The following is a 21,015-nucleotide window of genomic DNA, read 5'->3' on the forward strand; positions in this document are numbered from 1 at the left end:
TGTGACTCTGCCGACCAACGCGCACGGAGCCGAAGCGGCGACCGAGAGCGGCGACCTCGCGTCTGACCGCATCCTCGCCCGTATCGGACAACTGACGCGCACGCTGCGTGACTCGATGCGTGAACTCGGGATCGACAAGCATGTCGAGCGCGCTGCGGAAGCCGTGCCCGATGCTCGCGACCGTCTCAAGTACATCGCGAACATGACCGAGCAGGCCGCCGAGCGCGTGCTGTCATCGATCGATATCGCCAAGCCGATCCAGGAGCAACTGCAGAAAGATGCTGGCGAACTCGACGCGCGCTGGGAGCAGTGGTACGCGGCGCCGATCGAGCGCGAGGAAGTGCGCGCGCTGATGAACGACACGCGCACCTTTCTGCGCGGCGTGCCCGAGGCGACCACCGCGACCAACTCACAGTTGATGGAGATCATGCTGGCGCAGGACTTCCAGGATCTGACCGGGCAGGTCATCAAGAAGATCACGGATGTCGTGTACCTGATCGAGCAGCAACTGCTCGGCGTGCTGGTCGAGAACATCGCGCTCGAGCGGCGCGAGCAGTTCGCGGCGAATGCGGCGGCACTGGCGGCCGAGCCGTCGTCCACCGGCAGCCCCGAGCATCTGCTGAACGGTCCGCAGATCAATCCGGAAGGCAAGACGGACGTGGTGCAGGATCAGTCGCAGGTCGACGATCTGCTGGCGAGCCTCGGCTTCTGACCTGCCGGCCGCCCGCAAGGGCGCGAGGCAGGATCGCCGGACCGGTTATGGGTGGCGAGCCATGCTCCGGCGTGCGCTTGCTGTCTGTCGACACAAACCACAGGCATACTACGGACTCAAGCAGCGGCATGGCATTCCGGTGAGAGACAGTCACCGGACGGTGGCACGGCGAGGCAACTCCCCGGAGTGCGACCGCAGCGGTGCCGTATGATCTGCATACATGCGGCCGGTTCGCACGAGGTGCGAGCCGAGCAGCAGCAGCTCGGGAGGAGCCTTGTCATGTGGAGTCGCGTACGCCGCGCCGGGTTCGTTATGGCGCTTGCATTACCCTGTTCGTTGTCAGCCGTGCAGTCCGCGTATGCGGGATTGGGCGGCGCCCCGATGACACCCCCTACGGATGCGTCGGTTTCTTCTCGCACCGTGCAACCCGGCACCAGTTCGGCAACGGCGGCTCAAAGCGTGATGCGTTCTGCATCGAGCGCTGCTTCTTCCGCCTCGGCTTCGGCGTCCTACACCGTGCGTGAAACGACGCTCGGCAACGGCACGGTGGTGCGCGAATACCTCGCCGCGGACGGTTCGGTCTTCGGCATCGCGTGGCGTGGTCCGCAAATGCCGGATCTCAACGATCTGCTCGGCAGCTATTTCCCGCAGTACGTCGCCGGCGTAAAAGCCGTGCGCGCGGCGCGCGGAGGCGCTCGTGGCCCCGTTGCGGTCGACCAGAGCAACCTCGTGGTCCGCTCCGGCGGCCACATGGGCGGGTTCAACGGTCAGGCCTGGTTGCCGCCGGCGTTGCCGGCCGGCGTCAGCGGTTCCGACATCCAGTAAGGGCGAGGACGAACGATGCGAACCATGCAAAGTCATATTGCTGGGAAGTTCAGGGGCTGGGTGCACGCCGTCGTGGCGGTGATGTTGGTGTCGGTGGTGGCCGCCTGCGGCGGTGGCGGCGGCGACAGCTCCAGCAGCAATTCGTCGAACACGCTGAACGGCGGCTCGCTGCCGGCCAGCCCGACCCAGCAACCGATCGCCGCGAACGCGGCGAACACCGTGCCGATCACGGTCGGGCGGGGTGTAAACGGCGTCATCAATATTCCGACAGTTAGCGTGACCGTCTGTCCGCCGGGTACGACATCCAATTGTCAGGTCATCAGCAACATCCAGGTCGATACTGGTTCCTTCGGGCTGCGTCTGGTCAGCTCGGTGCTGAATACTTCATTGCTTGCTGCGTTGCCGGTCAGTACTCTGTCCGGCGGCGCGCAGCTCGCCGAGTGCGCGACCTTCGCCGACGGCTTCACATGGGGCACGGTGCGCACCGCGACCATACAGATCGGCGGCGAAACGACCGCGGCCATCCCGATACAGATCATTGGTGATTCGGCGGCCGGCGCAGTGCCCAGCGGCTGCGGCAGCGGCCCGGCGGACAACACGGCCACCGCTCTCGGCGCCAACGGCATTCTCGGCATCGGCACGGCGCTCACCGATTGCGGCGCAACCTGCTCGACCCCGTCGACGGCCGCCAACTTCAGCAATTACTTCACGTGTCCAGGGGGCACCTGCGCCCGTGCCACGGTGCCGCTCAACCAGCAGGTCGCCAATCCGGCGGCCAACTTTGCGGCCGACAATAATGGTGTGATCGTGCAGATGCCGCCGGTGTCGAACACTGGTGCAGCGTCGGCCACCGGCACGCTGGTGTTCGGGATCGGCACGCAGTCGAACAATGTGCGGCAGGCGTCGGTGCAGACCTTCACCACCGATACTTTCGGCAACATGAACAACAGCGTCTTTAACGGCACGACCGTGCAGGCGTTCTTCGATTCGGGGTCGAACGCATACTTCTTCGCCGACAGCTCGCTCGCGCAGTGCGGCAGTAATTTCGCCGGGTTCTATTGCCCGTCGTCCGCGCAAACCCGGTCGATCACGCTGGGCGGCCTGAGCAGCACGAGAGCGAGCGTCAGCATCGGCATCCTGAGTGCGTCGACGCTGTTCGGCAACACCAGCAACTTTGCGTTCAACGATCTGGCCGGGCAGATCGGCGGCAGCAGCAGCTTCGATCTCGGTTTGCCGTTTTTTTATGGCCGCTACATGTACTACGGCTTCGCGACCGGCGGTCAGGCGCCTTACGTCGGCTTCTGAGGCGCATGACACACGCGTAAGAACCAGCCGGACACCCGCGCGCATCAACGCGGGTGTCCGCTGGCCGTAGCCGGTGCTAGCCGGCCCTCCATCCCTCGAAATACCCCCCTTTCTCCGCCCTTATCCGCCGATCGTCGCTTGCGTCGAGCGGGAATAATCGCTCTCACTGGAAAGAGGCGTCGTGCCTCGGCCGACTGGAGAGCGTTTGTGGCAGAGGATAGCGACCTCGAAAAAACCGAATCAGCCACTCCCCGGCGCCTGCAAAAGGCGCGCGAGGAAGGGCAGATCGTGCGTTCGCGGGAGCTGTCGACGTTTGCGCTGCTGGCAGCGGGATTCTTCGGCGTATGGGGCATGTCCGACAGCATCGGCGAGCATTTGCAGGGCATGCTGCGGGCGTCCTTCACGTTCGACCACGCCACCGTGTTCGAAACCCGCCGCATGCTGATCGGCGCGGGCGCCGCGGGCCGCGAAGGCCTGTACGCGCTGCTGCCGGTTCTGGCCTTCACCGGCGCCGCCGCCCTGCTCGCGCCGATGGCGCTGGGCGGCTGGCAGTTGTCTTCGAAAGGCCTCGAGCCCAAGTTCAACCGGCTCAATCCGATCGAAGGGCTCGGCAAGATATTCTCGATCAATGGACCGGTTCAGCTCGGCCTGTCGCTCGCGAAGACGCTGGTGGTAGGCGTCATCGGTGGCTCGGCGATCTGGAATCGCCGCGAAGAAATTCTCGCGCTGGCAACCCAGCCGCTGCACCTGGCGCTCGCCAACACCGTGCATCTGATCGCGGTGTGCTGCGGCATGACGGTCGCGGGCATGTTCGTCGTGGCTGCGTTGGATGTGCCGTATCAACTCTGGCAGTTCCACAAGAAATTGCGCATGACGAAGGAAGAAGTGAAGCGCGAACACCGCGAAAGCGAAGGCGATCCGCATGTGAAAGGCCGGATTCGCCAGCAACAGCGCGCCATTGCCCGCCGCCGCATGATGACCCAGGTGCCCAAGGCCGACGTGGTGGTGACCAACCCGACGCACTTCGCGGTCGCGCTGCAGTACACCGACGGCGAGATGCGCGCGCCGAAGGTGGTCGCCAAGGGCGTGAACCTGGTGGCCGCGCGGATTCGCGAAATCGCCGCCGAGAACAACGTGCCGCTGCTGGAAGCGCCGCCGCTTGCGCGTGCGCTGTATCACAACGTCGATCTGAACCGTGAGATTCCCGGCCCGCTGTATGGCGCGGTCGCCGAGGTGCTCGCATGGGTGTATCAGTTGCGGCGTTTCAACACCGAAGGCGGCGTCGCGCCGGTCGCACCGACCGAGTTCGACGTGCCGGCGGACCTCGACAAGGGCGGCGTGCCGGACGATGAAGCCGAGCAGGAAGCCGCCGACGTGCTTAATTCTGCCAATAAGCCAGATAACGACGACGTTTCAGGAGCCTCCGCATGAACGCTCGCGCCGGATTCCTGTCCCGACGGCCGGATGCCTTGAGCGGCACCAATTTGCGCGCCCTCGCCGGGCCGGTGCTGATCTGCATGATCCTCGGCATGATGATTCTGCCGTTGCCGCCGTTTCTGCTGGATCTGCTGTTCACCTTCAATATCGCGCTTTCCGTGATGGTGCTGCTCGTCAGCATGTACACGATGAAGCCGCTCGACTTCGCCGCTTTCCCAAGCGTGCTGCTGTTCTCGACCCTGCTGCGCCTGTCGCTGAACGTGGCGTCCACGCGGATCGTGCTGCTCGAAGGCCATACCGGCCCGGACGCCGCAGGCCAGGTGATCGAGTCGTTCGGCCACTTCCTCGTGGGCGGCAACTTCGCGGTCGGTATCGTCGTGTTTGTCATTTTGATGGTCATCAACTTCATGGTGATCACCAAGGGTGCGGGGCGGATCGCGGAAGTGTCCGCACGCTTCACGCTCGATGCGATGCCCGGCAAGCAGATGGCGATCGACGCCGACCTGAACGCCGGCCTCATCAACGAAGATCAAGCTCGCAAGCGCCGCCTGGAAGTCTCCCAGGAAGCCGAGTTCTACGGTTCGATGGACGGCGCGAGCAAGTTCGTGCGCGGCGACGCGGTCGCCGGCTTGCTGATCATGGTGATCAACATCCTGGGCGGGTTGATCGTCGGGATGGTGCAGCACGGCATGGACTTCGCGTCCGCGGGCAAGACCTACACGCTGCTGACCATCGGTGACGGCCTCGTCGCACAGATCCCGTCGCTCGTGATTTCGACGGCGGCCGGTGTGATTGTCTCGCGCGTCGCGACCAACGAGGATATCGGCACGCAGCTGACCGGCCAGCTCTTCACGAACCCGCGCGTGCTGGTGATCACGGGCTGCATTCTGGTGTTGATGGGCCTGATTCCGGGCATGCCGCACTTCGCGTTTCTGATTCTCGGGGGTGGCCTGATCCAGCTCGGCCGCACGATGAAAAAGCGCAGCGAAGCCCGCAAGAACAGCGCAACACTCGTCGACGTCGCACCGGCCACGCTCGCGCCGGTCGAGAATGCCGAAGCGAGCTGGGACGACGTGACGATGATCGACACGCTCGGTCTAGAAGTCGGCTACCGGCTGATTCCGCTCGTCGACAAGAACTCGGATGGCGAACTGCTCAAACGGATCAAGAGCATCCGCAAGAAGTTCGCGCAGGAAATCGGCTTCCTGCCGCCGGTGATCCATATCCGCGACAACCTCGAATTGCGGCCGAACGGCTACCGGATTGCGCTGAAGGGCGTCGAGGTGGGCGTCGGCGAAGCGTATCCGGGGCAATGGCTGGCGATCAACCCGGGGCAGGTGTCCGCTGCGCTGCCGGGCACGCCGACGCAAGATCCGGCGTTCGGTCTGCCGGCCATCTGGATCGATACGAATCTGCGCGAACAGGCACAGGTGTACGGCTACACGGTGGTCGATTCGAGCACGGTGGTGGCCACGCACCTGAATCACCTAGTGGTCACGCATGCGTCCGAACTGCTTGGCCGCCGCGAAGTGCAGGCGCTGCTGGAGCGGATGCAGAAGGACACGCCGTCGCTGGTCGACGATCTGGTGCCGAAGTCGCTGCCGCTCACCACGCTGCAAAAAGTGCTGCAAAACCTGCTGGAAGAAGGCGTGCCGATCCGCGACATGCGCACGATTCTCGAAGCCCTGTCCGAACACACGCCGAAGGTCACCGACGCGCACGATCTCACCGCCGCCGTGCGCCTCGCGCTGGGCCGCGCGATTACGCAGCAGTGGTTCCCGGGCGTGGGCGACATGCAGGTGATGGGCCTCGATTCGAATCTGGAGCGGGTGTTGTCGCAGGCGCTTTCCACGGGCGCCAATCCGGGCCTCGAACCGGGCCTCGCGCATACGCTGCTGAACGAAACGCAGAAGGCGATGACGCGTCAGCAGAACCTTGGGCTGTCGCCGGTGCTGCTGGTGCAGCATGCGTTGCGGCCGATGCTCGCGCGCTTCCTGCGCCGCAGCCTGCCGCAGTTGAAGGTGCTGTCTTATGCCGAAGTGCCGGATACGCGCAATATCAAGGTGGTGAATCTGATCGGGGCGCATGGCTAAACCCCGTGCGGCTAAGCCTGATAGCGAGCCGCAGCCGTTCCAGACCGATGGTTTCCGCCGGCGCTCCTCGAGCGCCGGTTTTCATTCCCGCGCCTGACTTTTCGCCCTGCAAGCGGCCGGCGGAGGTCATGCTGCGTCCGCGAAAATGCCGCCGTACGCCGCCGGAGAGCCTGTTTCAAACCGTCGCGCGTGTGAATTGATGTGCGTTTCCATCGCCCGAATTGCCCGCCTTTAACGGTCTTTATCCATCGATCGTCACTCGACAGGTTTCGCAATAATGATCTCAATGGGAAGCGGTATGTTGCCGGTCCGGTAGTCCTTAAGTCCGTATACCTCATCGGGGGTCCAGCTTGAACATTCGTAAATTTGTCGGTGCTACCAGTCGCGATGCTCTGCGTCTCGTGCGCGAAGCCTTGGGCCCGGATGCCGTCGTTTTGTCCAACCGCACGATGGAAGACGGCAGCGTCGAGATCGTTGCCCTGGCCGATAGCGACCTCGCCGCCATCACGCCGAAAGCGCCGCGCGGCAGCGCAGGCGCACCGCTGGCCACGCCGATGAACGCCATGGCCGGACAACAGCCCGCGCTCGCCGCACCGCGCGCCAATCCGATGATGCAAGCGAATCCGTATGCGAGCGGCATGCCCGATGTGTTCTCGTCGGTGTTCGGCGCAAGCCCGGAAGCGGGCGCCGAGAACATGACGCCGAACGTCGTTGGCACCGTTCAAACCGCCAACGCCGCCTCAGGCTCAGCCGCGAAGTCCGCCGTCGTCCCTGCCGCGCCGAAGGCCACGCTGCCGAACGCGCCCAAAGCAGCGCTGGCCGCTGCCGCGTCGCTGCCGCAACCGATCAACACGGAGCAACCCAGCGCCCGCGCTGCTGCAACGCGTCTCACCGAAGACATCCGCGCCGATCTGCTCAAAGCCGCCGAAGCTCAAGCGCCGCGCACGATGGCTGAATCGAATCCCTGGCTGATCGACCACGCTCGCCGCATCGCCGCCGAACAGCAACAACAAGGCGCGTACAGCGCGCGCCCCGCTGCGATGACACCCGCTGCCGCCATGGCCAAGGGCCTCGGCGCTGCGGTGGAAGCGGGCCAACAGGCCTCGCAACCGGCCGCGCAGCAAGTCACCGATACGCCCGAGTGGGCCCGTGAAGGCGCGCAACTCGCCGCGCGCCGCGCCGCTCAGAAAGTGGCCGCATCGCTGCCTGCCGCCGACGACGCCCGCACGCCCGCTTCGGTCGCCGAAGCGATCAAGACGCGCATGGAGCAAGTCGTCAACGACACCGTGATGAGCGAGCTGTCGTCGATGCGCGGGATGATGGAAGAACACTTCGCCGGCCTGTTGTGGGGCGATCGCCAGCGCCGCAGCCCGGCGCGCGCGGCGCTCACCAAACACCTGTTCGCCGCCGGCTTCTCCGCGCAACTCGTGCAGATGATGGTCGACAACCTGCCCGACGACGTCGACAACATGGAAGGCGGCATGGAGTGGGTGCGTTCGGTGCTCGAATCGAACCTGCCGGTGATGGAAGACGAAGACGCGCTGATGGAGCGCGGCGGGGTGTTCGCGCTGATGGGCCCGACGGGCGTCGGCAAGACCACGACCACCGCCAAGCTCGCCGCGCGCTGCGTGATGCGCTTCGGCGCCAGCAAGGTGGCGCTCCTCACCACCGACAGCTACCGGATCGGCGGCCACGAACAACTGCGCATCTTCGGCAAGATTCTCGGCGTGTCGGTTCACGCGGTGAAAGACGGCGGCGATCTGCAACTCGCGCTCTCCGAATTGCGCAACAAGCACATCGTGCTGATCGACACGATCGGCATGAGCCAGCGCGACCGCCTGGTCTCCGACCAGATCGCGATGCTGTGCCGCGCCGGCCAGCCGGTGCAGCGTCTCCTGCTGCTCAACGCGACGAGCCACGGCGATACGCTGAACGAAGTCGTGCAGGCCTATCAGCGCGCGCCGGATCAACAGCCGCTCGCCGGCTGCATTCTGACCAAGCTCGACGAAGCCACCAATCTGGGCGGCGTGCTCGATACGGTGATCCGCTACAAGCTGCCGGTGCACTACGTGTCGACCGGTCAGAAGGTGCCGGAAAACCTGTACGTCGCAACGAAGAAATTCCTGATCAAGAGTACGTTCTGCATCCCGCGCGACAACTCTCCATTCGTGCCGCACGACGACGACATTCCGGCGTTGCTGTCCGCGCTGTCGGCGCGTTCTACGGCCGAACTGCACGAGGTCCGCTTTGGATAAGTTCATGTCCGATCAGGCAGAAGGACTGCGGCGGCTGTTGGCTCGTAGCGGCTCGCGCGTGATTGCGGTGACGGGCGGCTCGGCCAGCGTCGGCTGTACAACGACGGTAGTGAACCTCGCCGCGGCGCTCGCGCAGCAAGGCAAGGACGTGCTGGTGATCGACGAGTGCCTCGGCGACAAATCGGTGAGCGCGATGCTCGGCGGCGTGCGCGGCGCAGGCAATTTTGCGGCGGTGATGCGTGGCGAAATGACCCTCGACGACGCTGCCGCGCGCCACGCACTGGGCTTCTCCGTGCTGGCCGCCTCGCGCAACAACCGAGAAGGCCGCACGGCCGCGCAATTCGACGTGCTGCTGCGCGGTTCCGCGGACATCGTGCTGATCGATGCGCAACTCGATGAGCACGGCCATCTTTCGCCCCTCGCGATGCAGGCGCACGACCTGATGATCGTGACAAGGGTGGCCGCGCAAGCGATCACCGAGGCGTACGCGTGCATGAAGCGTCTGCACTACGCGCACGCCACCGCGCAGTTTCGCGTGCTGGTGAACCACGTGCAGAGCGTGGACGACGCGCATACCGCGTTTGTCAACCTCGCCGGCGTGGCTGGACGCTACCTGACGGTGGCGCTGGAAGACGCCGGATGCATTGCCGCCGATGTGCGAATGGCGCGAGCCCTTGAGTTGTCGCGGTGTGTCGTCGATGCGTTCCCATCGACACCGGCCGCGCGCGACTTCCGGCACCTTGCCGCCGAATTGCAGTACTGGCCGATGCGGCCAGCGATGTCGTCGCAAACGCCCTGGATGGCGCCTGCGACAGTTACAGCGGCGCAACACGCCGACCAACCGTCCGCGCAGCACGCCTGAGAGGCGGCACATGGACAAGGGGAGCACGATGTATAACGCTCAGGGAAAGATTTCCCAAGCCGAAGTTCTGACGAAGTACGCGCCTCTCGTGCGTCGCCTCGGCTTGCAGCTCGTTGCCAAGATGCCGGCAAGCGTCGATCTCGACGACCTGATCCAGGCCGGCATGATCGGACTGCTGGACGCGGCGAGCCGCTACAAGGAAGACCAGGGCGCGCAGTTCGAGACGTATGCCAGCCAGCGGATTCGCGGCGCGATGCTCGACGAGTTACGCAGCAACGACTGGTTGCCGCGCAGCTTGCGGCGCACGTCGCGCGAAGTCGAATCTGCCGTGCACAAGGTCGAACAGAATCTGGGCCGCTCGGCGAGCGAAACGGAGATCGCCGAGCATCTGCAAATGCCGCTCGACGAGTACCAGTCGATGCTCCAGGATCTGCACGGCAGCCAGTTGATCTATTACGAAGACTTCGATCGGTCCGCGGACGACGAACCGTTTCTCGACCGTTACTGCGTCGATCATTCGGACCCGCTGTCGGCGCTGCTGGACGACAGCCTGCGCTCGGCACTCGTTGAAGCGATCGACCGCCTGCCGGAGCGCGAGAAGCTGCTGATGTCGCTGTACTACGAACGCGGCATGAACCTGCGCGAAATCGGCGCGGTGATGGAAGTCAGCGAATCGCGGGTGTGCCAGTTGCACAGCCAGGCCGTGGCGCGCTTGCGCACGCGCCTGCGCGAAATGGCCTGGGCGAACGCCGAGGCGACTTGAGCTGAGACGGATGGCTGACCGGCGGTGCGCGAAACGTCCGCCTTGTTTTCCCTCCTGTTACGCGTCCGCCATCTCATGCTCCGCGGCCAGCGCGAGAAACGCCGAGCGCGACATGCCGCGCGCTTGTGCGTAAGCGTCGATATCGTGCACCAGCGCCTCGGGCAGCGAGATATTGATACGCACCGCTTTCTTCAACGCCGGAATATTCCGCGTTGTCACGAAACCCCACGTGAAACCCGTGTAGTCCGGATTGCGCCGATGCTCGTCCAGCGTCAGCCGTTCGGGAATCGGCAACCCTTCGTCGAGCAGCGTATCCAGATGCGCCTCGATCGCTTCCTTCGCGTTCGCGTAGGCTTCTTCCAGCGAATCGCCCGCCGAATGGCAACCCGGAATATCGGGAACGACCACGCCGAACGCTTGATGCGTGTCACCAGGTTCGATCGCGATCGGGAAAATCAGGTTCTTCATTTCAGGCCTGCCTGTTTCAAGATGCTGTTCAGTGTGCCGGGCGGAAGATTTTTCTTCGGATGCGGGATGGTCACGAGACCGGCTTTTACCGCGTGCCGGAAATGGTGGTGGCTGCCCGATATGCGGATCAGCCGCCAGCCATCGGCTTGAATCACTTTGACGACCTCGGCACTGTTCATATTGCACTCCTCGAATCATACACACGATTACACAACCTCGCTAGTGGGTAACGCTCCGCCAGGTTCGTCAAAGGCAGCCTCGAAAGCTGCACGTGACCGCGGATAGGCCCAGTGGGGGAAGCCGTGATTTCAACGTGGCGGAGAGTTTCGCGCTACCTCGCCGGATGGCTAACGCGCGTTGGCGGCGGGCTTGGGCGCCCAGTGCGGGAAGGGAAAACAAAAAGGGCTCGTCAAAGACGAACCCTTTTTGTTCAAAGCAAGCTACTCAATTGCGTCGGCGCGTGAAACGCGCCGTTCCAGCGAAATCTTCAGGCCGCGGGACGCGCGGGAATCCGGCCATCCGGTCCATAGAAACCGGCCTTCTGCGGCACGGCCACCTGCAGCGCCGTCAGCGCGCGCTGGTTGTAGTCCATCCGCACGCGGATCAGTTCACCGTTACTCGTATTGAAGCGCCGCGCTCGCTCGGCGGCCTTTTGCAGCAGCGCCCATTGATCGGCCAGCCGCGCATCCGCGCTTGCTGCGAGCTCCATGCCTGGCCAGCCGGCCGGAAGGCCCATTTCCGCGAGCAGCGTGTCACGGGTGGTCTCGAGCCTGGCGAGCAGGCCGATCAGTTCGGTTTTCTTCTCGACGATCGGCGGCAGCAGTTCCAGCGGCGACAAGGCAGTCAGCGCCTTGGTCTCGAGCGTCAGAATCGAGGCGAACGCCTCGACGGCCGAATATTCTTCGATGAGGGTGGCAAGCAGGGCGTCTTTCATCTCAACAACTCGCTGAACACGACAGCTCGCGCATGATTCGCGAGCCGGGTTTGTCGAATGCCGCCCGGCAATTCACCGTATTTCGATGCGTCGATTAGTTGCCGGTCGACGAGGTTTTGCTTTGCAACAGTTCGCGCGCGGTATTCAGCACGCCGTCGGCGATCTTGCTGGAATCGATCTTCAGCGAGCCGTCCTTGATGGCTGCCTTGATCGACTCGACGTGCGCCGTGTCGATATCGGCCGAGCCGGACGCCGCGAGGCTGCGCAGATGCTGCGACAGACCCGACAGGCTGACGCTGGCGTCGCCCGAACCGCTGCTGGTGGTGGTCTGCGAGGTCGTGCCCGCACTCTGCGCGTTGCTGTTCGCGCTCGTCGCGTCGCTTTGCTGCGAGCGCGACAGGGCGTCTTTCAACGACGGCAGATTCGAATTGGTTGTGGAATCGACTTTCACGATTGGCTTCCTGAACGATTTGATCTTGATAACGGCAACCGCTGATCAAAACTTTAGCGCAATCGCTCCAGGTTTTGCCTCGCCTTTCAAGGCGATCCGGCCCCACGACGGGTTCGACATCCACTGCGTCAGCCGTACCGGCCGTCGCATGTGAATCCACGCCGGCGGACGGGCTGCCGGACTTGCCGCCGGGCCGCGTCACAACTGAATCTCCACCGTCGAACCATCCTTGACGATGCCGGAGATGATCTGGCCGTTAGCCGTCTTCACCCGCACCTGCTGGCCCGGCGACGCGTTGTTCATCGCGCTGCCTTCGGCCGAAATCGCGAAACCGTTGCCCGCCGCGACAACCCGCACCGTTTGTCCGATCGACACCGCCGACGCGCTTTTCAGCATGTCGCGGCGCAGTGGCATGCCGCCGGCGATGCGCACGAGCGACACGGAGCCGACTGCCTGTGACGGGTCCGTGACGATCGCCTGCGGCAAACCGGTCAGGTCGCCGTCACGCGCGACGAGGTCGGCGGCGGTGAACACTTCGCCCGGCGCCATTGCGCGGGCGGCCAGATAGTAAGTGGCGCGCAGCGAAACGCGCGCTTGCAGATAAATGGTCCACGGCCGTTCGCCGGCGCAGCGCACCCCGACGGTCATGCGGCCCCACAGGCGCGCGCCGCTGGGCATGAAGGGTTCGAGCATCGTGCAGGCCGCGAGCCCGCGCGGAAATGCCGGCGCGACGGTGATTTCGACCTTGCCGGGCAAGCCTGCCGACTGCTGTTGCAGGAAGGCGAGCGCGGCACTTCGGATCGCCTCGGCGTCTTGCTGGCCTGCCTGCGGGACGGGTTGCGCCACCGCTGCGGGTCGCAGATTCTGTTGCGCGACAGCCGGCGCCACCTGGCGCATCGACGGCGTGCTGGCGATGGTGGCAGGCGGTGGCGGCATCGGCGCGGGTGTCGGCGCGGCCACCGCCGTGGTCACGACGGGTTTGCCGTTCGCGCCCAGTTGCGGCGGCTCGCCGCGCGAAGCAAGACTGTCGAAGCCACCGGCTGCCGGCGCGCTGGCGGCTACGCCGTTAGGCGCATTGGCGACGACCGACTGCACGCCGGCGGCTTGCCGCCCGGCATTGAGCGACGGCGCCGGCGTCATCACGACCGGCACGATCTGACGCGAGGCCGGCGCCCCATTGACGCGCGCCATCCCGGCCGGCGGAGTCGTTGCGGCCGTAGCCACATTGGCGCTTCCCGGCGCGGGAATCGTCACGACTCCGTTTGCGTCGGGCTTAAAACTGGTACGGATCATCTGCGGCGCGGCAGGCGGCTCGCCCGCGCCCGGAATGACGATCGAGCCGCTCGCGTTGGCGGCGCGCGTGAATTGATCGGCGTCGCGCGCGACCGGCCCCGGCGTCAGCGACTGCGCGGTAGCGGCGGCGAGCGTCGCCGCGGACCCCGTGCGTTTCGCGGGCGCTGCCTGCATCTGCGCGGCCAGATCGCTGAGCGCGGCCGGATTCTTTTCTCCCGGGCCGGGAATCACGATCGGACCACCGGCGTCCTGAGCCTGCTGAGCCTGAGTCGTGGCCGGCAGCAGCACGATGCCGCCGGCGACCCATACCGCCAGATTCACGACGAGACGCGTCAGGAGACGGGATGCACCGCGCGAAACACGCCGCACGGCGCCAGCACCCACGCGATGCGCCGCCGCGCAGCTTGCGCGGTGCGTCGGGTCGAAGGTGGGCTGGTCCATCGTGTTTCTCCATCGAATGCATCGGTACGCTTTGCATTCTAGTGAGCGCCCCCATTGTGCAAACGTTGAATAGAAGCCCCCTTTCCCGGTTATTCGTCCGATTGCCACTTGCGTTCGGCCCATAAGATGCACTTCATGCAAAAAGGTCTTCCCGGCCGACGCAATCCTCACGCGAGGCACAAAACGGGAAGCCTCGGGAACGTTCTCCGGAGATTTCTATGCTGGACAAACTCGATGCCGAATTCGCCTTTGGCCGCCAGGCGCTCGATGTGCGCGCTTACCGGCAGGAACTGCTGTCGTCGAATATCGCCAACGCCGATACCCCCGGGTACAAGGCGCGCGACGTCGACTTCGCTTCGTCGCTGGCCGGCGCGCTGAAGAAGACCGGCAGCGGTGCGGGCACGGGCGCCTCGAACAACTCGACGCTCGCCATGACGCAGCCCGCAGGGGTGACGAGCGGCATGTCGATGGTGTCGACCGCGCCGGGTCACATGTCCGGCAAGACGACGCTGACGCCGACCGGTGGCACACCGGACGACTACGGCAATCTGCAGTACCGCATTCCGACGCAACCCGCGCTCGACGGCAACACGGTCGACATCGATACGGAACGCGTGCAGTTCGCGGACAACACGTTGCACTTCGAATCGGGCATGACGGTGCTGTCGGGCCAGATCAAGACGATGCTCGCGGCGATCCAGTCGGGATCGTAAATAGCCGGCACAACGATCGGCGCAATACCAGATACGCAGTACGCAGGAACAAATCGCTACGGGATTTAACAGGAAGCCGGCTCGACCCGGCAGGAGAGGTCAGGAAACATGCCATCCCTGATGAACATTTTTGGTGTTGCAGGCTCCGCGATGTCAGCGCAGTCGCAGCGGCTCAACGTGACGGCGTCGAATCTCGCCAACGCGGACAGCACGACCGGCCCGGACGGTCAGCCGTACAAGGCCAAGCAGGTCGTGTTCGCGGTCAGCCCGATCGGTGGCGCGCGCACGGGCTCCGGTCAGCAGATCGGCGGCGTGCAGGTCACCGGCGTGGTCGACGACCCGACGCCGATGAAGACCGCCTACGACCCCGGCAACCCGGCGGCCAACCCGGACGGTTACGTCACGCTGCCCAACGTCGACCCGGTGCAGGAAATGGTCAACATGATCTCGGCCTCGCGCTCTTACCAGGCCAACGTCGAGACCCTGAACACCGCCAAGACACTGATGTTGAAAACGCTCACGATCGGAACCTGAGGAGAATTCCTTGACCACCAACACCACCATCGGCAGCAATGGCACGAACGTGTCGCAAACGCTGCTCGATACGATGAACGGCACGAGCAGCACCAAGAGCGCGACCAGCTCCACCAGCTCGACCGGCAGCACGTCGGGCACCTCGGCGACCGATCTGCAGAATACTTTCCTGCAACTGCTCGTCGCGCAGTTGAAGAATCAGGATCCGACCAATCCGATGGACAGCTCGCAGATGACCTCGCAGCTGGCGCAGATCAACACGGTGTCGGGCATCAGCCAGTTGAACACGACGCTCACCTCGCTCGCCACGCAGATGTCGGCAGGCCAGCAGTCGCAAGCCGCGCTGCTGATCGGCTCGACCGTGCTCGCGCCGGGCAGCTCGGTGTCGGTTGCAAGCGGCAAGGCCGGCGCGTTCGGCGTGCAGCTCGCCAATTCGGTGAGCGATCTGCAGGTGGTGGTGAAGAACTCGGCGGGCACGATCGTCAACACGATCGACCTCGGCAAGCAGTCGGCGGGCACGATTCCGGTGGGCTGGACGCCGACGGATTCGGCCGGCAACACGCTGCCCGACGGCAGCTACACGATCAGCGCGGTCGGCACGATCAACGGTCAGCAGGCAACGGCCACGACGCTCACGGGCGCGACGGTGCAAAGCGTCGTCATGCAGAGCAGCGGTACGCCGGGCCTCGTGCTGTCGAACGGCACGACCGTGGGGCTGACCAGCGTCGCCGCCATCCTCTGATTCAGATTCTGTCAGTTACGACTTTCCAGATACGGAGACCGTCATGGGTTACCAACAAGGTTTGAGTGGTTTGTCCGCGTCGTCGAGCGACCTCGACGTGATCGGCAACAACATTGCCAACGCGAACACGGTTGGCTTCAAGAGCGGCGCGGCGCAATTCGCCGACATGTACGCCAATTCAGTGGCGACCGCGGTGGGCAATCAGGTCGGCATCGGCACCAAGCTCTCTGAAGTGCAGCAGCAGTTCTCGCAAGGCACGATCACCAGCACCAACCAGGCGCTCGACGTCGCGATCAACGGCAACGGCTTCTTCCAGTTGTCGAACAACGGCTCGCTGGTGTACTCGCGCAACGGCGTGTTCCAGCTCGACAAGAACGGCAACATCGTCAACGCGCAAGGCCTGCAACTGATGGGCTACGCCGCGAACGGCGCGGGGATCATCAACACCGCGCAGACTGTGCCGCTCAGCGTGCCGACCGCGAATATCGCGCCGCAAGCGACCACCAAGATCGTCGCCGGTTTGAACCTGAACGCGCAGGATCCGCTGATGCTCGGCACGCCGGCCGTGACGCCGACCCTTGTCGGGGGCAGCACGCTCACGACGCCCGGCGCGACCATCACGAACACCGCCTCGGGCACGAATAACGACAGCTACACCGTCAACTTCACGAGCCCGACGACCTACACGGTGACCGACACCACGCTCGGCACGACGACCGCCGCCGCTACGTACACGGCCGGCACGGCGGTCTCGCTCGGCAACGGCCAGACCATCACGTTCAACGGCGTGCCGGCAACTGGCGACAGCGTTGCGATCGCGCCGACCCCGGTCGCGTTCAACCAGAACAGCTCGTCGACGTATAACTACTCGACCAGCACGACGGTTTATGACTCGCTTGGCGGCTCGCAGACGGTCAACATGTACTTCGCGAAGACCTCGGCCGGCACGTGGAACGTGTACGCGGGCACCTCGACCGGTACCGCAAGCCTGGTTGGACACGCGAACTTCAACTCGTCGGGCACGCTGCTCGGCACGACCAACGCGGCCGGCGTTGCTACCACCACGCCGTTCGTCTTCAACTTCAGCGTTCCGACCACCGACGGTTCGTCGACGCCGCAGAACCTGACGCTGAATATCGGCGGCACGACGCAGTACGGCGGCAAGGACGGCGTGAACTCGCTGCAGCCCGACGGCTTCGCAGCCGGCACGCTGACGAGCTTCACGATCGGCGCCGACGGCACGCTGACCGGCAACTACTCGAACCAGCAAACCGCGGCGCTCGGCCAGGTCGTGCTCGCGAACTTCTCGAACCAGAACGGTCTCGTGAACCTCGGCAACAACGAGTTCCAGCAGACGTCCCAATCGGGCGTCGCGCAGATCTCAGCGCCTGGCTCGACCAACCACGGCGTGCTGCAAGGCGGCGCGGTGGAAAACTCGAACGTCGACCTGACGAGCGAACTGGTGAACCTGATCACCGCGCAACGCAACTATCAGGCGAACGCGCAGACGATCAAGACCCAGCAGACCGTCGACCAGACCCTGATCAACCTGTAAGCGACCGGGACTTCCCATCATGGATCGGCTGATCTACACCGCGATGTCGGGCAGCACGCAAGCGCTCGAACAGCAGGCTATCGTTGCCAACAATCTGGCGAACGCCTCGACCACCGGCTTTCGCGCGCAGCTTGCAACTTTCCGCGCCGTGCCGATGGCGTTCGGCGACGGCAGTTCGATCAACGACACCACCACGCGCACCTTCGTGCTGTCGTCGACGCCGGGTGCCGACTATACGCCGGGGCCGATCCAGCAGACGGGCAACCCGCTCGACGTGGCGATCCAGGGTCCGGGCTGGCTGGCGGTGCAAACCGCCGACGGCAACGAGGCCTATACGCGCGCCGGCAATCTGCACGTCGACGAGAACGGTCAACTGGTGAACGCCATGAACCAGACGGTGCTCGGCAACGGCGGCCCGGTATCGGTGCCGCCGGGTGCGGAAATCACCATCGGCAAGGACGGCACGGTGTCCGCGCTGACGCCGGGCGATCCGCCGACGGCGGTGGTGACGGTCGATCAGTTGAAGCTGGTGAATCCGGATCCGCAAACCATGACGCGCGGCGACGACGGCCTCTTTCGCACCGCCGACGGCAATGCCGCCGACGCCGATCCGGCCGTCACGCTGGCGCCGGCATCGCTTGAAGGCAGCAACGTGAATCCGGTCAGCGCGATGGTCGCGATGATCACCAACGCTCGCCAGTTCCAGATGCAGACCAAGCTGCTGGAAAACGCGGACAAGAACGACCAGTCCGCCAACCAGATGCTCAGCTTTAGCTAACGGGATGGGCCCGGAGTAAGCGCTAAAGCGCTAACTCCGAACGACAGCTTTGCATGGGACCGGACTAAGCGCTAAAGCGCTAACTCCGGTCGACATAGGAGAAGAATAGTGAATCGCTCGCTCTACATCGCCGCCACCGGCATGAATGCGCAACAGTCGCAGATGGACGTGATTTCGAACAACCTCGCGAACGTCAGCACCAACGGCTTCAAGGGCTCGCGCGCGGTGTTCGAGGATCTGCTGTATCAGACCATCCGTCAGCCGGGTGCAAACTCGACGCAAAACACCGAACTGCCGTCCGGCATCCAGCTCGGCACAGGTGTGCAACAGGTCGCGACCGAACGTCTCTACACGCAGGGCAACCTGCAGCAGACCGGCAACTCGAAAGACGTCGCCATCAACGGTCAGGGCTTTTTCCAGGTGCAGATGCCCGATGGCACCACCGCCTACACGCGTGACGGTTCGTTCCAGACCAACGCGCAGGGTCAGCTCGTCACGTCGAGCGGCTACCAGGTGATTCCGGCGATCACGATTCCGAACAACGCAACCTCGCTGACCATCGGCAGCGACGGCGTGGTGTCGATCACCGTCGCCGGCTCGACCAACAGCCAGCAGCTCGGCTCGATGCAGGTCGCTACCTTCATCAACCCGGCCGGTCTGGATGCAAAGGGTGAAAACCTGTTCTCGGAAACGGCTTCGTCGGGTGCGCCGAACGTCGCGCAACCGGGCCTGAACGGCGCCGGCACGCTGAATCAGGGTTACGTGGAAGCATCGAACGTGAACGTGGTGCAGGAACTGGTGAACATGATCCAGACGCAGCGCGCTTACGAAATCAACAGCAAGGCCGTGACGACCTCCGACCAGATGCTGCAGACCCTCAGCCAGATGCAGGTTTAAGGCGTAAGGGACTGGGGAATTAACAGGCGGTAATAATCAAGATGTCGCACTTCACTCGTAACCCGGTTCATTCGCGCACCGCTCAGGCGCTCGTGCAGCTCACACTGCTCGCGGTGCTGGGTGGCTGCGGCCTCGTGCCGAAGCAGCCGATCGTCCAGCAACCGATGACGGCACAGCCGCCGATGCCGCCGCAGGCGCAATCGCCGGGCTCGATCTACAACCCGGGTTACGCGGGCCGGCCGCTGTTCGAAGATCAGCGGCCGCGCAATGTGGGCGACATCCTGACGATCGTGATTCAGGAAAACGTCAACGCAACGAAGTCGTCGGGCGCAGGGGTCAACCGTAACGGCAACACCAACTTCGACGTGCCGACCGCCGGTTTTCTCGGCGGCCTGTTCGGCAAGACCAACCTGAGCGCGAACGGCGCCAACAAGTTTTCGGCAACCGGCGGTGCGAATGCGTCGAATACGTTCAGCGGCACGATCACGGTGACGGTGACCGGCGTGCTGCCGAACGGCAACCTGATGGTCAGCGGCGAGAAGCAGATGCTGATCAACCAGGGCAACGAATTCGTGCGCTTTTCCGGTGTGGTGAATCCCAACACGATCTCCAACCTGAACGCCGTGTACTCGACCCAGGTGGCCGACGCGAAAATCGAATACTCCGCGAAGGGCTATATCGACGAATCCGAGAACATGGGCTTCCTGCAGCGCTTCTTCCTCAACGTGTCGCCGTGGTGATCATGTGTACCGCCTTCTCCCGCTCCCGCTGCGCCGCATTCGCCGCACCTCTCGCGCGATTGGCTCGCGTGGGCCGTGCACTGGCCTTCATCGCGCTTGCTTGCGCCGCGCTGCCGGCCGCTACGCCCGCTTATGCCGAACGTCTGAAAGACCTCGTGCAGATCCAGGGCGTGCGTGACAACCCGCTGATCGGCTACGGCCTCGTCGTCGGTCTCGACGGCACGGGCGACCAGACCACGCAGACGCCGTTCACCACGCAGACACTCGCCAACATGCTGGCGAACCTCGGCATCTCGATCAACAACCAGGCGGCGGGCTCGACCAACCAGCAATCGTCGCTGTCGAACATCCAGTTGAAGAACGTCGCCGCGGTGATGGTGACGGCGGTGTTGCCGCCGTTCGCGCGTCCCGGCGAAGCGATCGACGTGACGGTGTCGTCGCTCGGCAATTCGAAGAGCCTGCGCGGCGGCACGCTGCTGCTTACGCCGCTCAAGGGCGCGGACGGCCAGGTGTATGCGCTTGGCCAGGGCAATGTGGCGGTCGGCGGCGCCGGCGCGAGCGCGAACGGCAGCAAGGTGCAGGTGAATACACTCAATGCGGGCCGCATCGCCGGCGGCGCGATCGTCGAACGCGCGGTGCCGACCTCGGTATCGCAAGCGGGCACGATGCAGCTCGACCTGAACGACATGGACTACGACACCACGCAGCGCGTGGTGGCCGCGGTGAACAACGCGTTCGGCAGCGGCACGGCCACGGCGCTCGACGGCCGCACGATTCAACTGCGCGCGCCCTCCGATCCGGAGCAGCAGGTCGCCTTCATGGCGCAATTGCAGAACCTCGACGTCAAGCCGGCGCAAGCGGCCGCGAAGGTAATCCTGAACGCGCGTACCGGCTCGATCGTGATGAACCAGATGGTCACGCTGCAAAGCTGCGCGGTGGCGCACGGCAATCTGTCCGTGGTGATCAATACGCAGCCGGTGGTGAGTCAGCCAGGCGCGTTCTCGAACGGCCAGACGGTGACCGCGCAACAATCGCAGATTCAGATGAAGCAGGACAACGGCGCACTGAAGCTGGTGACCGCCGGCGCGAACCTTGCCGAAGTGGTGAAGGCGCTCAACGCACTGGGTGCGACGCCCGCGGATCTGATGTCGATCCTGCAGGCCATGAAAGCGGCGGGCGCTTTGCGCGCCGACCTGGAAATCATCTAAGGAAGACAA

Annotated in this window: 21 protein-coding genes; 16 read left to right on the forward strand and 5 right to left on the reverse strand. The window is 64.4% G+C overall.

Annotated elements, in window-relative coordinates; translation table 11 throughout:
* Position 1: 1 nt before the first annotated feature.
* The 8 genes from cheZ (at position 2) to P3T25_RS11670 (ending at position 10,252) form a co-directional block, all read left to right on the forward strand.
* Positions 2 to 712 (forward strand): protein phosphatase CheZ, encoded by a 711-nt coding sequence (gene cheZ / locus P3T25_RS11635; RefSeq protein WP_168435651.1) that lies wholly within the window; start codon positions 2 to 4, stop codon positions 710 to 712.
* Between the two features lie 279 nt (positions 713 to 991).
* Entirely contained in the window at positions 992 to 1,537 is a 546-nt protein-coding gene (locus P3T25_RS11640) for a DUF2844 domain-containing protein (protein ID WP_429358140.1), read from the forward strand.
* Positions 1,538 to 1,552: 15 nt separating this feature from the next.
* Entirely contained in the window at positions 1,553 to 2,842 is a 1,290-nt protein-coding gene (locus P3T25_RS11645) for a DUF3443 domain-containing protein (protein ID WP_171927637.1), read from the forward strand.
* Positions 2,843 to 3,049: 207 nt separating this feature from the next.
* Entirely contained in the window at positions 3,050 to 4,273 is a 1,224-nt protein-coding gene (gene flhB / locus P3T25_RS11650) for a flagellar biosynthesis protein FlhB (protein ID WP_429358141.1), read from the forward strand.
* Entirely contained in the window at positions 4,270 to 6,372 is a 2,103-nt protein-coding gene (gene flhA / locus P3T25_RS11655) for a flagellar biosynthesis protein FlhA (RefSeq protein WP_154559859.1), read from the forward strand. The genes flhB and flhA overlap by 4 nt, the downstream gene beginning before the upstream one ends.
* Before the next feature lie 350 nt (positions 6,373 to 6,722).
* A complete protein-coding gene (gene flhF, locus P3T25_RS11660) occupies positions 6,723 to 8,627 on the forward strand; it encodes a flagellar biosynthesis protein FlhF (protein WP_266258889.1) in 1,905 nt (634 codons plus the stop codon).
* Positions 8,620 to 9,489: a MinD/ParA family ATP-binding protein gene (locus P3T25_RS11665; protein WP_429358142.1), complete on the forward strand. Its 870-nt coding sequence runs from the start codon at positions 8,620 to 8,622 to the stop codon at positions 9,487 to 9,489. Before flhF ends, P3T25_RS11665 begins: the two co-directional genes overlap by 8 nt.
* Positions 9,490 to 9,517: 28 nt before the next feature.
* Positions 9,518 to 10,252, forward strand: coding sequence for an RNA polymerase sigma factor FliA (locus P3T25_RS11670; protein ID WP_054038479.1), 735 nt, complete (start codon positions 9,518 to 9,520; stop codon positions 10,250 to 10,252).
* 57 nt (positions 10,253 to 10,309) lie between these two features.
* Here P3T25_RS11670 and P3T25_RS11675 read toward each other — a convergent pair whose 3' ends face one another.
* The 5 genes from P3T25_RS11675 to flgA form a co-directional block, all read right to left on the reverse strand.
* Positions 10,310 to 10,720, reverse strand: a complete 411-nt coding sequence (locus tag P3T25_RS11675; protein ID WP_429358143.1) for a type II toxin-antitoxin system HicB family antitoxin — start codon at positions 10,718 to 10,720, stop codon at positions 10,310 to 10,312.
* Positions 10,717 to 10,899, reverse strand: a complete 183-nt coding sequence (locus tag P3T25_RS11680) for a type II toxin-antitoxin system HicA family toxin (protein ID WP_429358144.1) — start codon at positions 10,897 to 10,899, stop codon at positions 10,717 to 10,719. Before P3T25_RS11680 ends, P3T25_RS11675 begins: the two co-directional genes overlap by 4 nt.
* A gap of 308 nt (positions 10,900 to 11,207) precedes the next feature.
* Positions 11,208 to 11,654 carry a flagella synthesis protein FlgN gene (locus P3T25_RS11685; RefSeq protein ID WP_154559855.1) on the reverse strand — a complete coding sequence of 149 codons (447 nt, stop codon included), beginning with the start codon at positions 11,652 to 11,654 and terminating at the stop codon, positions 11,208 to 11,210.
* A gap of 94 nt (positions 11,655 to 11,748) precedes the next feature.
* On the reverse strand, positions 11,749 to 12,105 hold the full coding sequence (gene flgM / locus P3T25_RS11690; RefSeq protein ID WP_168435649.1) for a flagellar biosynthesis anti-sigma factor FlgM: 357 nt from the start codon (positions 12,103 to 12,105) through the stop codon (positions 11,749 to 11,751).
* Positions 12,106 to 12,303: 198 nt separating this feature from the next.
* Positions 12,304 to 13,839 carry a flagellar basal body P-ring formation chaperone FlgA gene (flgA, locus tag P3T25_RS11695; protein ID WP_429358145.1) on the reverse strand — a complete coding sequence of 512 codons (1,536 nt, stop codon included), beginning with the start codon at positions 13,837 to 13,839 and terminating at the stop codon, positions 12,304 to 12,306.
* Positions 13,840 to 14,057: 218 nt separating this feature from the next.
* On the opposite strand from flgA, the gene flgB reads away from it, so the two are divergent.
* The 8 genes from flgB (at position 14,058) to P3T25_RS11735 (ending at position 21,006) form a co-directional block, all read left to right on the forward strand.
* Entirely contained in the window at positions 14,058 to 14,552 is a 495-nt protein-coding gene (gene flgB / locus P3T25_RS11700) for a flagellar basal body rod protein FlgB (RefSeq protein WP_429358146.1), read from the forward strand.
* A 108-nt stretch (positions 14,553 to 14,660) separates the two neighbouring features.
* Positions 14,661 to 15,086: a flagellar basal body rod protein FlgC gene (gene flgC, locus P3T25_RS11705; RefSeq protein ID WP_054038463.1), complete on the forward strand. Its 426-nt coding sequence runs from the start codon at positions 14,661 to 14,663 to the stop codon at positions 15,084 to 15,086.
* A 10-nt stretch (positions 15,087 to 15,096) separates the two neighbouring features.
* The gene (gene flgD / locus P3T25_RS11710) at positions 15,097 to 15,828 is read left to right on the forward strand and encodes a flagellar hook assembly protein FlgD (protein ID WP_175054003.1); all 732 of its coding nucleotides are present in this window, start codon (positions 15,097 to 15,099) and stop codon (positions 15,826 to 15,828) included.
* 43 nt (positions 15,829 to 15,871) lie between these two features.
* A complete protein-coding gene (locus P3T25_RS11715; RefSeq protein WP_171927632.1) occupies positions 15,872 to 17,383 on the forward strand; it encodes a flagellar hook protein FlgE in 1,512 nt (503 codons plus the stop codon).
* A 19-nt stretch (positions 17,384 to 17,402) separates the two neighbouring features.
* Complete coding sequence (gene flgF, locus P3T25_RS11720; protein WP_429358147.1) at positions 17,403 to 18,161, forward strand: flagellar basal-body rod protein FlgF; 759 nt, start codon at positions 17,403 to 17,405, stop codon at positions 18,159 to 18,161.
* A gap of 108 nt (positions 18,162 to 18,269) precedes the next feature.
* Entirely contained in the window at positions 18,270 to 19,058 is a 789-nt protein-coding gene (gene flgG, locus P3T25_RS11725) for a flagellar basal-body rod protein FlgG (RefSeq protein WP_168435648.1), read from the forward strand.
* A gap of 41 nt (positions 19,059 to 19,099) precedes the next feature.
* Positions 19,100 to 19,798, forward strand: a complete 699-nt coding sequence (flgH, locus tag P3T25_RS11730) for a flagellar basal body L-ring protein FlgH (protein ID WP_154559850.1) — start codon at positions 19,100 to 19,102, stop codon at positions 19,796 to 19,798.
* A gap of 2 nt (positions 19,799 to 19,800) precedes the next feature.
* Positions 19,801 to 21,006: a flagellar basal body P-ring protein FlgI gene (locus tag P3T25_RS11735; protein WP_429358148.1), complete on the forward strand. Its 1,206-nt coding sequence runs from the start codon at positions 19,801 to 19,803 to the stop codon at positions 21,004 to 21,006.
* Positions 21,007 to 21,015: the final 9 nt, after the last annotated feature.

Source organism: Paraburkholderia sp. GAS32 (assembly GCF_050434225.1).
Taxonomy (GTDB): Bacteria; Pseudomonadota; Gammaproteobacteria; order Burkholderiales; family Burkholderiaceae; genus Paraburkholderia; species Paraburkholderia madseniana.

Coding starts and splice junctions, on each gene's coding strand:
- flhA (WP_154559859.1), top strand. CDS start 4,270: ATGAACGCTCGCGCCGGATTCCTGTCCCGACGGCCGGATGCCTTGAGC.
- P3T25_RS11715 (WP_171927632.1), top strand. CDS start 15,872: ATGGGTTACCAACAAGGTTTGAGTGGTTTGTCCGCGTCGTCGAGCGAC.
- flgA (WP_429358145.1), bottom strand. CDS start 13,839: ATGGACCAGCCCACCTTCGACCCGACGCACCGCGCAAGCTGCGCGGCG.
- flgB (WP_429358146.1), top strand. CDS start 14,058: ATGCTGGACAAACTCGATGCCGAATTCGCCTTTGGCCGCCAGGCGCTC.
- flgH (WP_154559850.1), top strand. CDS start 19,100: ATGTCGCACTTCACTCGTAACCCGGTTCATTCGCGCACCGCTCAGGCG.
- flgC (WP_054038463.1), top strand. CDS start 14,661: ATGCCATCCCTGATGAACATTTTTGGTGTTGCAGGCTCCGCGATGTCA.
- P3T25_RS11670 (WP_054038479.1), top strand. CDS start 9,518: ATGTATAACGCTCAGGGAAAGATTTCCCAAGCCGAAGTTCTGACGAAG.
- P3T25_RS11645 (WP_171927637.1), top strand. CDS start 1,553: ATGCGAACCATGCAAAGTCATATTGCTGGGAAGTTCAGGGGCTGGGTG.
- P3T25_RS11685 (WP_154559855.1), bottom strand. CDS start 11,654: ATGAAAGACGCCCTGCTTGCCACCCTCATCGAAGAATATTCGGCCGTC.
- P3T25_RS11675 (WP_429358143.1), bottom strand. CDS start 10,720: ATGAAGAACCTGATTTTCCCGATCGCGATCGAACCTGGTGACACGCAT.
- P3T25_RS11640 (WP_429358140.1), top strand. CDS start 992: ATGTGGAGTCGCGTACGCCGCGCCGGGTTCGTTATGGCGCTTGCATTA.
- P3T25_RS11680 (WP_429358144.1), bottom strand. CDS start 10,899: ATGAACAGTGCCGAGGTCGTCAAAGTGATTCAAGCCGATGGCTGGCGG.
- P3T25_RS11735 (WP_429358148.1), top strand. CDS start 19,801: ATGTGTACCGCCTTCTCCCGCTCCCGCTGCGCCGCATTCGCCGCACCT.
- flgF (WP_429358147.1), top strand. CDS start 17,403: ATGGATCGGCTGATCTACACCGCGATGTCGGGCAGCACGCAAGCGCTC.